Annotated in this window: 17 protein-coding genes; 8 read left to right on the top strand and 9 right to left on the bottom strand. The window is 54.7% G+C overall.

Annotated elements, in window-relative coordinates; genetic code table 11:
* The 3 genes from ACRXB1_RS00925 to ACRXB1_RS00935 all read right to left on the bottom strand — a co-directional run.
* Window positions 1-306: chromate transporter (locus tag ACRXB1_RS00925; RefSeq protein WP_449490777.1), on the bottom strand; the 306-nt coding region annotated here is incomplete at its 3' end.
* A gap of 293 nt (window positions 307-599) precedes the next feature.
* Window positions 600-2,024, bottom strand: a complete 1,425-nt coding sequence (locus tag ACRXB1_RS00930) for a cytochrome-c peroxidase (protein ID WP_449490778.1) — start codon at window positions 2,022-2,024, stop codon at window positions 600-602.
* 108 nt (window positions 2,025-2,132) lie between these two features.
* Window positions 2,133-3,818 carry a phospholipase C gene (locus ACRXB1_RS00935; RefSeq protein ID WP_449490815.1) on the bottom strand — a complete coding sequence of 562 codons (1,686 nt, stop codon included), beginning with the start codon at window positions 3,816-3,818 and terminating at the stop codon, window positions 2,133-2,135.
* A gap of 312 nt (window positions 3,819-4,130) precedes the next feature.
* Here ACRXB1_RS00935 and ACRXB1_RS00940 point away from each other — a divergent pair, with 312 nt between their 5' ends.
* Complete coding sequence (locus ACRXB1_RS00940; RefSeq protein WP_449490779.1) at window positions 4,131-4,847, top strand: winged helix-turn-helix domain-containing protein; 717 nt, start codon at window positions 4,131-4,133, stop codon at window positions 4,845-4,847.
* 120 nt (window positions 4,848-4,967) lie between these two features.
* On the opposite strand, the gene ACRXB1_RS00945 is transcribed toward ACRXB1_RS00940, so the two are convergent.
* Genes ACRXB1_RS00945 through ACRXB1_RS00955 form a run of 3 tightly spaced genes read right to left on the bottom strand, consistent with a single transcriptional unit; the run spans window position 4,968 to window position 8,141 of the window.
* Window positions 4,968-5,975, bottom strand: a complete 1,008-nt coding sequence (locus ACRXB1_RS00945) for a tyrosine-type recombinase/integrase (protein WP_449490780.1) — start codon at window positions 5,973-5,975, stop codon at window positions 4,968-4,970.
* Complete coding sequence (locus tag ACRXB1_RS00950) at window positions 5,972-6,907, bottom strand: tyrosine-type recombinase/integrase (protein ID WP_449490781.1); 936 nt, start codon at window positions 6,905-6,907, stop codon at window positions 5,972-5,974. The genes ACRXB1_RS00945 and ACRXB1_RS00950 overlap by 4 nt, the downstream gene beginning before the upstream one ends.
* Window positions 6,894-8,141 (bottom strand): tyrosine-type recombinase/integrase, encoded by a 1,248-nt coding sequence (locus ACRXB1_RS00955; protein ID WP_449490782.1) that lies wholly within the window; start codon window positions 8,139-8,141, stop codon window positions 6,894-6,896. The genes ACRXB1_RS00950 and ACRXB1_RS00955 overlap by 14 nt, the downstream gene beginning before the upstream one ends.
* A gap of 154 nt (window positions 8,142-8,295) precedes the next feature.
* On the opposite strand from ACRXB1_RS00955, the gene ACRXB1_RS00960 reads away from it, so the two are divergent.
* Window positions 8,296-9,102: a hypothetical protein gene (locus ACRXB1_RS00960; protein ID WP_449490783.1), complete on the top strand. Its 807-nt coding sequence runs from the start codon at window positions 8,296-8,298 to the stop codon at window positions 9,100-9,102.
* 81 nt (window positions 9,103-9,183) lie between these two features.
* On the opposite strand, the gene ACRXB1_RS00965 is transcribed toward ACRXB1_RS00960, so the two are convergent.
* From ACRXB1_RS00965 to ACRXB1_RS00975, 3 genes are all read right to left on the bottom strand, one after another.
* On the bottom strand, window positions 9,184-9,528 hold the full coding sequence (locus ACRXB1_RS00965) for a response regulator (RefSeq protein ID WP_449490784.1): 345 nt from the start codon (window positions 9,526-9,528) through the stop codon (window positions 9,184-9,186).
* Window positions 9,529-10,194: 666 nt separating this feature from the next.
* Window positions 10,195-10,938 (bottom strand): phosphoadenosine phosphosulfate reductase domain-containing protein, encoded by a 744-nt coding sequence (locus ACRXB1_RS00970; protein ID WP_449490785.1) that lies wholly within the window; start codon window positions 10,936-10,938, stop codon window positions 10,195-10,197.
* Between the two features lie 99 nt (window positions 10,939-11,037).
* On the bottom strand, window positions 11,038-11,352 hold the full coding sequence (locus ACRXB1_RS00975) for a hypothetical protein (protein WP_449490786.1): 315 nt from the start codon (window positions 11,350-11,352) through the stop codon (window positions 11,038-11,040).
* Between the two features lie 767 nt (window positions 11,353-12,119).
* Between ACRXB1_RS00975 and ACRXB1_RS00980 the strand changes: the two genes are divergently transcribed.
* From ACRXB1_RS00980 to ACRXB1_RS01005, 6 genes are all read left to right on the top strand, one after another.
* Window positions 12,120-12,365 carry a hypothetical protein gene (locus ACRXB1_RS00980; RefSeq protein WP_162916200.1) on the top strand — a complete coding sequence of 82 codons (246 nt, stop codon included), beginning with the start codon at window positions 12,120-12,122 and terminating at the stop codon, window positions 12,363-12,365.
* Between the two features lie 117 nt (window positions 12,366-12,482).
* Window positions 12,483-12,944: an outer membrane lipoprotein gene (locus ACRXB1_RS00985; protein ID WP_062174962.1), complete on the top strand. Its 462-nt coding sequence runs from the start codon at window positions 12,483-12,485 to the stop codon at window positions 12,942-12,944.
* A 46-nt stretch (window positions 12,945-12,990) separates the two neighbouring features.
* Window positions 12,991-13,287 (top strand): hypothetical protein, encoded by a 297-nt coding sequence (locus ACRXB1_RS00990; protein WP_062174963.1) that lies wholly within the window; start codon window positions 12,991-12,993, stop codon window positions 13,285-13,287.
* 207 nt (window positions 13,288-13,494) lie between these two features.
* Window positions 13,495-13,773 carry a hypothetical protein gene (locus ACRXB1_RS00995; protein WP_449490787.1) on the top strand — a complete coding sequence of 93 codons (279 nt, stop codon included), beginning with the start codon at window positions 13,495-13,497 and terminating at the stop codon, window positions 13,771-13,773.
* The gene (locus tag ACRXB1_RS01000) at window positions 13,770-14,234 is read left to right on the top strand and encodes a hypothetical protein (RefSeq protein WP_449490788.1); all 465 of its coding nucleotides are present in this window, start codon (window positions 13,770-13,772) and stop codon (window positions 14,232-14,234) included. The genes ACRXB1_RS00995 and ACRXB1_RS01000 overlap by 4 nt, the downstream gene beginning before the upstream one ends.
* Before the next feature lie 255 nt (window positions 14,235-14,489).
* On the top strand, window positions 14,490-14,951 hold the full coding sequence (locus ACRXB1_RS01005) for a hypothetical protein (RefSeq protein ID WP_449490789.1): 462 nt from the start codon (window positions 14,490-14,492) through the stop codon (window positions 14,949-14,951).
* Window positions 14,952-14,962 lie beyond the last annotated feature (11 nt).

Genomic DNA, 14,962 nt, shown 5'->3' on the forward strand with positions numbered 1-14,962 from the left:
TCCTGTGCCGATAATCCCGAGCGTTTTGCCGCTGACGCCGACGTGGTGGCGTTGTGTCAGTTCCTGCCCGAGCGCTATACCGACCTGACTACTGGCCGGCCCGGGCAGGAACTGACACAACGCCACCACGTCGGCGTAGCTGCGTTCGCTTAGCCAATGTCGGCGCGTGACAAATTCAGCGCGGAAGTAGCCAAGGTGCGCGATAGGACCACCGAACGAGGTCAACCCCAAACGCAGGAAGATCAGGAATACCGTCCAGGCACGGTCACGCGCGTCCGCCTCGATTTCGCTTCCAGTCGAAAACATCCTCTACTCCTCCGAGGGATACCGCAAGAACTATAATCGAAACTCGATATCGAATTTCGATTATAGCAAGCAGCTTGTGGGCGTAGGGCGATCGTCAATGTGAGCTATACCCTAGCCTGATGTCAGGGCAGCCCTGTCAGAAACGTCCAGAATCCGTCTAAGCGCTAGCCTGAGCGAGTGGAAAATGCAATTTCGAACGATCCGGCGTGCGCAAAGTCCAGTTAAGAGCATCCTTGACCAGGTAAGAGAGCTTGGCTCTCCTACCTTTCAGTTTCCGATTGATGCGCTCAGAATCAGCCTCCGGAATATCCGTCGTTCAACGTCTTCAGGAACGCGATGATGTCTTTGATATCGTTTTGTGTCATCGCCGGCCGGTCACCGAACTTGCGATCAAAGGGCGCGTCCTTGTCGTCGATATTCGCGTGGAACTTTGGAGGAAGATCGTCGTACTTCTGTACCTTCCCATCCGGCCCCTTGGGATAGAACTTTGCGGGGTTGGTGTTGCGTTCGTTATAAAACGCCATGACATCATTCAACGAGCTATAGATGCCGTTGTGAAAGAATGCGTGACGCGTCGCGGAATTGCGGAGAGTCGGAGTCAGAAACATACCGCAATACTGCGTTTGGTCTTTCAAATCATCGCGGAATGGACCACACACACCCATGTCAAAGAAAGCAGGGTTGTGATTCACAACGAGCTTCAAATTGCGCGGCACGCCCAGCGCTTCATATTGATAATCGGTGAACATGGGCGGCAATCCGTCAGCACCTGGCTTTGACAGGTGGCATCCGGCACAGTTTGCCTTGTCTGGATCGTTGAATAATCGCAGACCATGAAGCTCAGCCCGGCTCAGACGTGCTTTTCCCTCCAGCCACAAGTCGTACTTGCTTGAGTATGGATGAAAAGACTGGTCTTCGACTTGATATCGCGCTACTGCAAACATCGCCTCCGAAACCGCGAGCTGTTTGTTTTTAAAGATGTTTGGACCGAAGAGCTTTACGAAGTCATCATTGTAGGATGTCTTCTGAAGCTTCTCGAGCACGTCGTCCATGGTGCCGTTGGCCATCTCAACGGCATTGAGCAGTGGGCCGGACGCTTGGGCCTGAAGCGTATCCACACGGCCATCCAAGAAAAGACCGCCTTGCGGCACCATTGCAGGGGCTGCGGGGGCCGTGCCAGCATTTTTCTGAGCTCGTTGCGTTCCCGCTGCCTGGCTAGCGAGTTGAGCCAAGTCCGGTGGGGCGTCTGCGTCGCCCGCATCAGGACCAATGCTGAAATTTGGCTGGCGATACAGATACATCAAAGACGGTGGCGGCCTGTAGCCCTCTAGCGTCAGATGAGCACCACCCAGTTGTACCGACCGATCGTTCGACGGGCCATAGGCATTTTGTGGGCTATGGCAAGATGCACACGACTGTTTTCCCGATGCCGATAGCGTCTCATCGAAAAAGATTTTTTGTCCAAGCAAAGCGACCGCACTTAGCTTGACCGTCGGGGGCCGCTGCAGTGCTATGGGTTCAGGATTGGCGCCAGTTATAGATTCAACGACGTTTCCGATATAGGCAGGAAACTGGGCCGGATACATCAGTGCCCAAACGCCAATCACAAATAAGGCAGCTACAAGCACGGCGATGCATCGCATCGCCAGTTTTAATGACGATCGGCCTCGCTCGTTATCGGTAGGTACGTTCGTCGGCGTGGCAGCAGGTTTCAACATAAACGATGAGTGAACCGCAAAAAGATAAAAGTTGCCACCGCGCGGACGGTGGCAACTTTAGGGATGGTGGATCGCTACTGGGAGATGCTCCAAGTAGCAGCGCAACGACTAGATTGTCGGTACAGAAGCCACAGCCGACCCAAGGTTCGGATCGAGGAACAGCGTCGGATTGTTACCCTTGCCATTGAAATCGAACATCGAATTGATGGTGCCAGCGCTTGCATCAAACGACCCACCACCGATTCGCGTGCCGTTCAGCCAGTTGTCTTCGATAAACCGAACAACAGAAGCCTGACTGATCGGTGTGTGATCAACATAATTGACCTTAGCCCAGGGCGAAATCACGAGGAACGGAATCCGTGTTCCGGGACCGCAACGCCCATTCACTGCTGCGCCGTTCACACCAAGCGGCGTCGGACCAGTACCGCATTTTCCCGCGCCGTTTAATTGGTCGGCTTGTGCATCGAACGACGACGAGGTCGGGTTCGCGTACGCATGGTCATACCAGCCATCCGAATCGTCCCAAGCAACAATCACAGCGGTGCTGTTCCAGTCCGGTTGTTGCTGAAGGAAGTTGACGACCTTGGACGTGAAGGCTTGCTCATCCAAGGGATCGGAGTACCCTGCGTGTCCATCCTGAAACGCCGGCGCTTTGATGAAGCTGACCGAAGGATAGTTACCAGCCTTGACTGCTGCGAAGAAGTCATCTGTGTCGTATTGATGATTCGCCGGTTCAGCCGTTTTGCCATCAGCTTCCAGAGATAGCCCGATGACAGCGGTGGAACTCGGCCGCAGATGTTGCGGATTTGCTGTCGACGCATAGTACTGGAACCAGTTGTGATGCGGGATGTAGTCGGCCGTAGCCTGACCAACCGCCGGCGCTACCGTGCTTCGCTTACATCCGGTGGTTCCGTTGCTGTTGACAGTTGCAAGGTTGAAACCGCCCATGAACCCGCCCCAGGAGATGGTTTTGGCATTCAGCAGGTCACCGATGTTCTTTCCGGACATCATTGCTTGGTCGGTGGTGCTGGAGCACAGATCGGCACCTGGATCGACGTCGTTGATCATCGAGAAACCGCCTTGACCGTCGGCTACGTAGTAAGACCCCGATGCGGTAGTCAAGTTAAACGCCGGCTTGCTCGTCTTCACGATCTGCATACCGTTGTTTTGTCCCGAGATCACTTCCAACGCGCCAGGCGTAGAAGGTCCGAACGTGTCGGTATAGGCGTTGTCGCTCATCGCGAACTTCTGTGCATAGTTCCAGAGCGCTGTGACCGTGTTACCGTCGAAATACCCCATCACCTGCCCGGCAGTACCGAATGCGCCAGCACCACCACTCGAGCCCTTACCCGTAAATTTAGGGAATAGGTCGGCCGCACCGTTGTTGTAAGCCTGTTGCTCGGCGGTGTATGCGTGGTTTTGATCCGCCGTTGCCGCCTGCGTACGATCCAATCTAAACGGGTTCGAGGCTGCTGCTCCGTTTGCTTTGTTCGTGAAGTTAGGATTTGCGGTCAGCAGCGAGCCAGAGAGGCCATTCACAGTGGGTGTTCCAGCAGCGGGCGTGAACGCGGGCTCGCCGGCTGGGTTTGCTGCATTCGGGTATGTTGCAAAATAGTGGTCGAACGAAACGTTTTCGTTGTATATAACCACGACGTGCTTGATCGGGGTAGCCGTTGCGAGACGATTCTGAATCGATTGCGACGAATTGTTGCTGTCGCTACCGCCGCCGCATGCGTACAAGCCAAAGGCGAGGGCTGCAGCGCCAGCGCAGGCTGTTAATGATCGACGAAACATGGTGAAACTCCAGATGTCATGCGCTATTAGTATCGAGCTGCTCAGTTCGAGCGGATCGGTGTTGTGGTTCTCAAAGCCACGCGGATTTGACCACCATGACGTGAACGCCTGAAGTCGGTTCTCTTTCGCAACCATTACGCGCAATAACATCTAGTAAGAAACCGGAAGATTTGGCCGATGAGGCTGAGAACTGGAACGAGACGATAGGCGAAGTTCAAAGTTTTGAGCGGTAGGGTTCGCTGTGGCGTAACCTGCGAGGCTCAACTAGCGTTGCGCAGTCTCTGCATAAAGCTAGTGCTCTTGAAAACCAAAATGCCCGAAAACGTACTGTTGATAGAAAATGAGCCGTCGATCGCCGGGTCAATGTGGCGAAACTTAACCGAGTTGGGACTTTCCGTTTCCGTCGCTGAGAGCGCGGAACGCGCCCGCGAGATGATCTCGGCCGTGCTTCCTGACCTTATCTTGCTCAACTGGACGCTGCCTGGAGAGCCGGCCGGTAGCTTCGCTACCCAATTGCGTGCGAACGCCAGTACGCAACACGTTCCGCTTATTATGGTTGGCGCTTACGAGGAAAGACGTCGAAACATCATTAACGCGCGAATCACACCGGACGCGCATATTCCGAGGCCACTTGATCGCGATGATCTGGTCGCGCGAGTCAGAGCAGTCTTGCGCCTAAGGCAGTTCCCCCGACTTATTGACGAGCCGGTCATGATCGATGGGTTGCGCGTAGATCCGGCCACGCGTAGGGTGACCCATGAGCAGGATTCAGTTCAAACGCAGCTGGCTGTAGGACCAACCGAATTTCGGATTTTGTATTTCCTCATGACCAATCCTGGCCGCGTATTCGATCGGGCCCAGATAATGGCGGCCATATGGAATGATCCGCAAACGAGAAAAGAAAGGTCGATCGATGGCTACGTCAAGAGGCTGCGCACTGCGCTGGCACCGCAACACTACGACCAGCAAATCGAAGCAGTGAGAGGTTTCGGATATAGATTTTCGGTCAATCAGTCGCTCGACACTTGAGGGATGAGCGTTGTTTTTGATTGAAGCGCACCCAAAACGACGATCAGGTTTAGCAACGATATCTGATCGCCTCGCCACGCACACTGTCCCGAATATATATCGTCGCTGCGAACTGTTCGGTCAGAGAGAATTGAGAAAACCTAGAAGGTCATCTCCAGCCGCAAACCGCCTGTTCGTCCCGACAACGAAATTCGCCTTTGTCAGTGCTTCCTCCTTCATTGTCAGCGTCGCGTGGATGTAAATCTGGGTAGTTTGCACGGACTCGTGGCCGAGCCAAAGCGCGATTACAGAGCTGTCAACGCCAGCCTGCAGAAGATCCATGGCCGTCGAATGCCGAAGAGAGTGCATTGTCACCCGCTTCTTCAGCAACGTTTCGCAACTCTTGCCAGCGTCCCTTGTGGATTTCATGACGATCCCGCGCACGCCATGTACCGTCAGCCGTGTTCCTTTGATACTGGGAAATAAAACGGCATTCTCACCGTCCTCTGGCAGCTCCTTGCACCATTCGGATAACAACAGGCTTGTCGATTTGAGAACAGGAACACTGCGATGCTTTCTTCCTTTTCCCGTAACTTCCACATGCGACCCCGCCATCGATACTGCTATATCTTGTCGGCGCAAAGATGTCATTTCAGACAGACGAAGTCCAGTTTGAAGGGCCAAAAGCAAAAATAGATAGTTGCGACGGCCGTACCATGTCCTTCGGTCTGCTGTTTCAAGGATGGCTTCTTGCTCACGGCGCGTTAAATAACAAACCTCAGTTCTGACAAGCCTCTTGCTAGGGATAGCAAGTATTTGCTCGAATTGTTGAAGGCACTCTGGAACCTGATAAGAAGCGTATTTCACAAAAGAGTGTATTGTCGTGAGCCGCAAGTTTCGGCTACGAACGGACAGCTCGCGCGATTTCTCAAGATCGTCTAAGAACTGAAAAACAGTAGTTGCGGTGATGTCGGAGAAACGGATCTTAGAGGGCGTTCGGCCAGTCAGCGATACGAGAAATCGCACGTATTGTCTAAGTCCGTCCCTATACGCGGCTACGGTATTTGGGCTTGCGCCACGATCGCCCATAAGCCGTCGTACAAAGAACTGTTGCAGGATTGCTGGAAATTCCGGAGCTTTCATGGTCATGCTGCCCCCCACGCCCGCTCTGCTTTGTCCAGGCTGACCCGCATCAGTTCAGGGCAAAGGCTGAGGTACCAGTATGTATGCTCGTATCCAACATGCCCGAGGTAGGTTGCAAGAAGGGGCAAGCAAATCATCGGATCTCGGCCGCTGTCATACCAGCGCACCAAGGCATCGACAGCAAAAGTATGTCGAAGGTCGTGAATTCTTGGCCCAGTTTTAGCGCCGACACCGCGGATACCGATGCTTCGTGAGAGCTTATAAAACGTTACGTGAATGTCCTTATCCGACAGTCGGCCACCGCAACTTGTTGGAAAGAGAAACGGTGGCTGCTGGCGCCCTGCAAAAGCTTCGGCGTGTAAGGCTAGGTATTCACGCAGTACGTCCGCAGTTGACCCGGATATTGGAAGGATGCGCGGCTTACCAAACTTTCCAAATCGCACCGTCAAAAGCTTTTGCTGTATGTTGATATCGTTCAATCGAAGACTCATCGCTTCGCTCAATCGCATTCCTGTCACGTATATCAGTCCGAACAGGCAGTAATAAGACCATCTGCGGAGGACGCCGGTTCGCGGGTGAACCGGCATCTCGAGCGTTGCTTTGAGTAACAGCTGGATTTCAACATGGCGATAGATGTATGGGCGAGGACGTTGCCACCTGAATGGAATGAGATCGGGGCTTGGCACCTCCGTCCGACTGTCGAATGCGGACAGATACTTTGCAAACTGACGCGCGTAAGAAAGCCGTAGACACTGACCTACTCTTCCGTTGGCAGACAATGCCCATTCCAGAGCGTCTTGACACGTGATGAAATCCTTAGAGTGCGAGGCAAGCACTTGGACAAATTTGGGGAGCGCGCGTCTCTGCTGAAGCAACGAATAACCTAAATTGCGCCGCAGCTCGAAGTAATCCTCTAGAGAGGTCTTAAGTGAGGACATGGTGTTCGGTCGGCCAGGGGACTGCAAGTTCTCTCAACGACAAGAAATCTACTTTTGCGTAGATGTGCGTTGCACCCGTCGACTGATGGCCGAGAATGTGGCCGATGTCGGCCAAGCTTGATCCGCGCTTCAGCATTTCCATTGCGAGTCCATGTCTAAATTGGTGAGCGCCATAGCCCGCCGAGCACGCCCTCGTGCCTGTCAGGGCCTTGCGTACAATATCGCCGATAGCGGCAGCACCATGTAGACCAAAGTGAGGTCCTGCTATCCGGAGAAAGACGGTTCTTGTAGTGGTCACTGGCCGGCTGTGAACAAGGTAGTCAGCAATAGCTTCCCCTACATCAGCAACCAAGGGCAATCGTGCGCTCGGACTCTTCCTCCGGCGGATCAGGATGCTTCCGCTGTGCCAGTCAATATCGTCAAGCTCAAGTGCTGAAACCTCACCTGCCCGCAAACCGAGACGCCACAAAAGCAACAAAATCGCGAAGTCGCGCTTGCCGTTTGCCGTCGTGCGATCCACATGATTGATTACCTCCTCCGCTACGTCGTAGGCTAATGCCTTAGGCAGGGATGACTGAGACCAATGCGCGGCTACCGGAACAGACACAGAAAAATTTATATCGGTCTTGCCAGTTGCTCGCAGATAATTACAGAATGAGCGGAGAGAGTTCGTCATCATTTTGCATTGGGACGATGATGAGCTTTTGGCTTCCATCTGATAAAATTTAACCACGTCGGCGCCGCAAATTGTATTCATATCCGGCGCTGCATCTTTAAATTTCCAACGCATGAAATCACCGCCAGTGCGTAAGTATTGGCGGATAGTTGACTCACTGAGTCCGCGCCGCTCTTGCATGTAGTGGTTCCACTCCGCGAGCTGCGCCTGCAATGGCGACATAACAAGTGCTGGCATGAACGGCCGATCGAGGAGATGTAATTCCCTGAGAAATTCAACCAGGTGTTGTATCGCCAGGTGTTCGATTGGCCAGACAGCGTGGTATCGCTTTCTCGACCGCATGTATAAATTTACGATCGTATTGTCGACGCATTCGATGCCAAGACCATGGCCGCCGAGCCATTCGCTAAAACGAGCGATAACCGATACATGCGCGTTGACTGATATAGGAGCATATCCACGCTTGAGCGCCCAATCGACGTAGTCAATGAGCAAATCGCTTAACGGTCCGACCACTTCCGGCGGGATCTTAACTGCACGGTACACCCTGAAAGGCATCGTAGCCTCCCAAACAACGCGATATACGTTTCAGTTTATGTCGCCTACTTACGAAGCATAGGGAGGGAAAATACTGATCGCCCCCGTTTGCAGCGACATAATTTGCGTGCCAACCTAATACATCGAGTCCTGGCGCCAAGAGCTGGCAAAACCCATGATGTTGCACGACAGGCAGATCGACCTTCGGGTGGGGAAAGCTTTCGATGCAAACATCCCAGAGAAGTCGCTGGATGATGTGCAACGGCGCCTTGCGATGCTGGGCCAGCACGGTCGGTTCGATGAGTTGGGTGCCGGTGGTCTATCCGTTTCTCTGCACGGTGATGTCGACCTGCTCATTGCGTTATATGGCGAAGGCGGCCCATTCAGCTTATGGCGTGTGCTTACCGTCGGCGATTGCGGATCGGTGCCGGTTACGGCTCCTGTCCCGCGGTTGCTGCCGGCCGCTCAGGTCATGCGCCAGATGCCAGATGTCAGGTGTCATGCGATTGATGATGAAAACCGGGTGGTGTCGTTCGACGGAAAACCTTGGCATCACGCTGGCTGGCAATACAACGCTGTCGGGTCATTCATTACCGACCTCGCGTATGACCTCGATATGGCTCATCCCGGCTTCGCCAAGCGCGCCATCCCAGAATATCGGGACATGCTGCGCAAGGCTTCACCGCTGCCGCGCGACACTGCGCTAACCATTTCGCGTGCGCCTGTGGGTGTGAGCAAGTGGGCGGTGGCATCGGCAGATGAGCTTGCTCAAGGCATCGGCATCGTTGCATCGGGTCAAGATGCTCCGCAGGAGTACCGCTGTCTGTTCGGCGAACTCCTTCCAGATACCGAGGCCAATTTGCTCTATAAATTAGGGCATCTTGAACGCTCGCAGGTCACGTGGGATGTTCCCTTGGACCAATCGACCAACGAGCCGCTGCGTGAGGCGTGCAACGAACAGTATTCCCTCTCGCTGTTTTAACTCTTTCGACAAACCGCTCCCATTTGGAGCGGTTTTTTTTCGTCAGTGGCGCGCAACACCGTCCTTTATGAGGGGCCGATATCAGTTCGTGAGCGTCTCGAGTAGCCGCATAAGGTGCGTGGTCGCATGTCCCTTCTGGCAGTACGCGTCGATCTCTTCGTTGACCAGGCGTTGGCGAACATCTTTTTCGTCCAGGGCGGTGAACGCAATGATCACAGTTTCGACTGTCCGGGCATCCGCGCGTATCGCTAATGCCGCCTGTAATCCATTGCAGTCAGGCATAGATATGTCCATCACGATGATTTGCGGCAACCATTCGCTCGCGACGATGATCGCTTCGCGCCCACCGAGGGCAATACGGCAGTCGGCGTTGTGAAAAGACATCATGGCCGCGAGCGCTTCTACGCCATTGCGGTTGTCGTCCACGAGGAGAATGCGTATTTTTTGCCCGTCAGGATGGGCGCGCCTGGCAGTCCAGGTATGAGCGAACCGGTTCATAAGATACTGCATGTGCGACCCCGCAGAAATTACCCATAACGTTGGCCTCGCCGCCTTTCGTGCAGACGCGATGCTTATCAAACTTGTAGCAACGAGAGGGCCTAAAGACCGTCCCAGGCTCAAAACGCGAAAGACGTTTGCGTCAGAGGTGCGGGGACACACACAGATACAACGGAAGGGCGACGCAAAGTGCTTGGATGAGCGGTTGGCGACACGGGTCGTGCCGCAAGCAACTCGTCGTAACGTGCGATGACAGCTTCAGGACTCGTGTGCTCGACAGCGAACCTCAGTATCCCAGCGACTCGCCGGCGCACGCTTGCGAGGAGAGTGGCTTCAGCCGTTGTGGGGCGCGCCGTCGGCCATCCGGCCGAAAACAGCAGGTGCGAGGGAAGCTCAGCTTCGATCGCTTGACGCCGCTCTGCTGCCGCCTTGGCACGAACGACGGCCTTTGCGAGCGAATCAGATAACAGGTCGGGGGCAACGTCGGCGAGCCACCGTTGCCCTTGAAAAGCGAAGCTTGAGGTGGCCTCTAGTTCCACCATGGCGCGATAGATGTCGTGGTTGTCCGCACAGCCGGCCGCGGCGCGTAGATCATCAAGCGAACTCATGATGCAGTACGCGCATGAGACTCGCGAGGCAATCGTACTTGATATATGCCTCGTGAAGCGCGAGCTTGGCATCAGCGATCTCGGCGAATACATCCTCAATCGTCCAGTCGATGATCGCGTTCCACGTAATGCCTTGCAGACCTCGACGTGTGAGCGCAGCCGCTGCAGCGGCCGGAGGCATCTTGCTTCGAGCCGTGCTTTCTTGGCGGCGCACCCCGGTAACGTTCACGATGTTATGCGCAGGGTAGCGTTTTTTTAGCGCGCTAAAAATTACACTGAATTTTAATTCGCTCGTGCAGAAACGCATGCTGGGCGTGCTCCACGGCAAGATCAGCTTCACACACGACAGACTGCGATAACGCTCGACGTTGTTCTCCCAGCGTTTTTGCCATCGAGCAAGCATGTCTCCCGCTTGCCGACGAACGGTGAGCAGCTCCCATCCGAGTTTTGCCGCGAGGCGCTCGCACGCCGGTCCACTATCTTTCCATTCCACGCGTCCCAAGTCCGCATGGATGAGCACGCGGGGTCCGGTATGTCCGATTCGATCGAGGTGTGCTGCAACTGCCAACGCGCACGCTACGCTGTCCTTCCCGCCGCTTACTGAAACCGCGACTGCTGAGTTTGACGCGAGCAAGATATTGACCTCGTCAGAGGTGCTGACGTGTCGCTGCGAGTTTTTCCGCAACGAAGGGGCGATATGAAGGCGGCTTACATCGATGAGCTCATACATAGCGAAGATGGGATTGAGGGTGACAATCAATCTTCGCAGTTGAGCCGAGAAGTCAAGCTGCGGACGTCAGTTGAATTGTGGCTGTCTGCTCCTGACCCCTCAGGCTGCGATGAGCGCAGGTGAGGTTGTTTGTGCGAGACCTTCGGAACGGGCCGCCAGCGCATGTGCTTCAAACGCGCGCGCAAGCGCGGCCACCCGATTTTGCTGGGAAGCTAACAACATGTACTTGTCCCCCAGCTCGGAGGCGCGAGTGACCCAATAGGACGCATCAAGGCATCCGGATTGGGCGAGTGCGTCAAGGTGAAGCGCGGCATTGAGAACGGCTTCGAGATGGCGGATTTCTCTATCTGCCAAATGAGCGCTCTGCTTTTTATTGATCGTGACGGTGTTCGCAACTTGAAAAGCTCGCCCCATTTCCATCCTCTCAGCGTTTTATTGTGACCGCAGAACAAGGCAAATAGCATGCCGAATTCGAGGGTAAATACCTAAATTAGCATTCAAAATAGGGTTTAGCCAACATTTTGCCCAATTTTTGTCCAATTTTAACGTTTGCGGATTTATACTATTTTTTCTCTTAGGCTCAGCAGGCCGCCCCTCGGCCAAACTGGGCGCTTAAGCCGACGTGTAAAAACGTCGGTTTTTTTTCGATCTGACTTGCGTTGGATCAAAAGGCATAGCGATTTCGCGACCTTTACGCGCGCTGTGCGACGTGCGCCCCGTTAAAGTAGCTTCATTCCCCGCGCTTCTAGCGCATCGACACAAGACGCTCGGCATGCTGGGCTCTTGCATTTCCTCTCTCTCAGTCTGGTCCTCCTCGGTCCAGTCTTTATGGCGGCCACACTGTTGGTCGCCTTTTTTTCTTCCCAATGGGAGCTTCTCCCATCTCGGGACAGCTCCCTTTATTTATTGGAGTTGTTCTCATGATCTCAACTGCAAAACATGCTCTCGACAGCCTTCGCTGGTACGCCAGACAGGACGCCGAAGCGTGGAAGATGTTGATTTTTCTATCCACCGTCTTACTCGTTGCTGCCGGTATCGCGTCGGTTAGCACCTAAGTCGCTGCGTTTGCTGTCGTTGTAAAAATCCGCTTCATGCCGGCAAAACGTCGGCCAATACATTCATACCCCAACGGGAGCCACCTCCCAACGGGGCGGCTCCCTCATTTCCAAGGAGCTTCAACCATGTCTGCAAACGCAACTACTCCGATCCTCAAGGTTTCGTCGTTGAACGGTTTCACCGCCGGTATACGTGTTTCTGGGCAGGATGTAGAAGCCAGTCCACCGCAGCTTCACGGCGGAACGATAAGTTCGGTGTGGAGCGATGGCTCGGCAATCGTTAAGTGGGATCCGGGCTTTTCTCTAGTAGCAGAAGGACATCTCGTTCAAAACGGGCGCGTCAATCTGCATCATCTCCAACGGATGTCGTAGTCGAGATTCCCGTTGTAGCGGCATGCCCTTCAAGGGACGGCGTACTTTCCCAAATTGTTTTCTTCCGCTAGGCGACCATCCCTAGCGGATGGTTGCGTTTCTTTCCCTGAGGCAACCATGTTGAAACTTCTGTTTTCGTCCCTTTTTCTTTGCATCTTGACCGGCTGCGCATCGGCTGATTTCGGCTCGCCCAATACCTATCAGCGTTACGACGTGCAGCGTATTGGCCAGATGGAACAGGCAACGGTCATCCGCGTGCGGCCGATCACCATCGAAAGCAACTCCGACTCGTCGGGTTTGTCGTCGATCGTGAGTTCGGTCGCAGGTGCATTCCTCGGCTCCCAGGTGATCGGGAACGGACGCGGCCGCTATATCTCAGGTGCACTGTCAGGTTCGGCTACGGGCGTCATTGCCCAGCGCGTGAGCTCGATGATGTCGCGTCACAGCGGTCTCGAAGTGTTTCTGCTTCGCGCCAACGGCCAAACCGTTGTTGTGAGTCAGGTCGATGACCAACAGTTCGCCCCGGGCGAGCATGTCTATTTGATTAACAGCGGCTCCGGTTATCGGATCACGCATTAATCCAGCGCGTCTTCTCTTCACTCAATCCCTGTCTTAGGAACTCAAGATGAACACTTACGAACTTGCTGGACACGGTTGCACAACGGGTTGGGACGCAAAGACCAACGACGTGAATGGCGAGAATATGTACAGGATGCGCCCGATCGAGGTTGCCGCACAGGCCGCAAATGTGACGGAATTCCGGGCGATCATGCTTGATCCAGCATTTCAACCGAATGGCGCACGTGTTCGCTATTTCGCGGACGTCGGGCGTCTCTCGACTGACATGGATGCAGAGGCGCGGTATGCGCGCTTGCGTCCCGAACTGAAGCTGTACGAAGAACGTTTTTCCCAAGTAGCTTAGTCAACGGCGGCGTCATTCGACGCCGCTTCAATTCCTTCCCTTGCGGGCAGTTCCCGCAAGGGACCTGCCTCGCTTTTTTTTGTGAGGTAGCGCATGAAATTCCCCCGTTTGTTTTATTCGGACCGTACAGCAGCGAGCGCTGGAACGACCGCGGCTCTCCAACGGCACGCCGCGCGAGTCCTGCGGCGGGTTGCGCACGATTTGCACTTGCGCAGCCATGAAATTGTTGTCCAGTCCGGCCGCCGTACTCGGTCTGGTCGCGTTTCGCTTCGCACAGAGACGTTGTTTCTCGATGTGCTCGACAAGCCGTGCAAGCAGGGCGTCGCTTTTTCATTCCGCACGCGCCGGGACCGAAAGGACCTGACAGGTGGAGGCGAAAACTACGTTGCGCTCGAGCAGCTTGAAACGAGCACGGGTTATCAAGCGTTTCTTGACGGTCTACGGCTGGCCGGCGGGATCAACACATCGTCGGGAGCCCGTAAATGAAGCTCGCAACGGTGAAGGTTGAATACACCTGCGGATTGACCCTCACAGACCGGGTTGCGCTGGACGATACGACTGGAGAAATGCTTTTGCCGCCTAGACTTGTCGCGGTAATGGCGAAAATGGAAGCGTCGGAATGCTCACCGGCGTTCAGTGTGCGGCACGAAGCCTATATATTGCCCGTGCACGGTGGACCTAACGGTACTTACAAGGCTCAAATGCCTGTAAACGCTCCGTTTGGATTTCGCCGGTTTCTTCATCCGATTGCATTGCCGACGAAAGACCAGCGTCAGCAGAATGGTCGATTTATGCAGACGCTTTCGGCAGCCTCTATCGTCGGCGCGGTCGGCTATGCTCATTCCGCGGTGCGGTGGGATTTACCAACGTTGCTGAATACGGCCTCGCTTGCCCTCCTTGGAGTAGTATTGTGGTACGCAGGTCTTTTAGCCATGAAAGGAGATTAACGTGGGTGCGACGATTTTCACATTTGTGCTTGGCGTGTCCATTGCTGCTTTCTTAGCGTGGTCAAACCATAATGGGCAGAAGCATGATCGCGAACGCGATTGGCATTGAGTAATTAATGTAGCGGGGCGAAAGCCACGCAAAAGAACGAAGCCGCATCCCCTGACGGGATGCGGTTTTTTTTGTGTGCGCGCCGGATGGCGGGCAATCCAATTGACGCGCTTCGGCGCGTTTTTTTCGTTTACGGAGAAATCACGATGCAACTCGGACAAGCTGTTTTTGGACAGAAAGATCTCGCGGCGCGGGCAGTTGCAGCCAGCGCCGACGCGATCGCAGTGGTCCCAAGCGCAAAAATCGATACGGACGGTAAGACGGTCAATCAAGTATACGGCGCGCTTTGGGCATGTCTCTCTCGCACCGAACTGGAGCCGGAATGGCTCTCGTTGGCAAACACCCGAGACCATCCCGACGAATATGCATACGGTGCGCGGCACGCCAGGATGTGGCCGTCACAGTTCATGTTCGACCGGCTTTCGGTGTCTGTTTGTATCGGCAACTCGGAGGGCTGGATCATTCACGTGGACTGGGTGACGCGGCCTGAGGCCGAGGATTTCGAGCGCCGCTACGCGATGATGCCCTTGCTTCGCGCAAAGGTGTTTAACCGCAACCAGGCGTGGGATTTGGCACGACTCATCGCCCAGAAACTCGACGTCGCTTAATTACCCTTCGC

It is taken from the genome of Caballeronia sp. M23-90 (assembly GCF_053574605.1).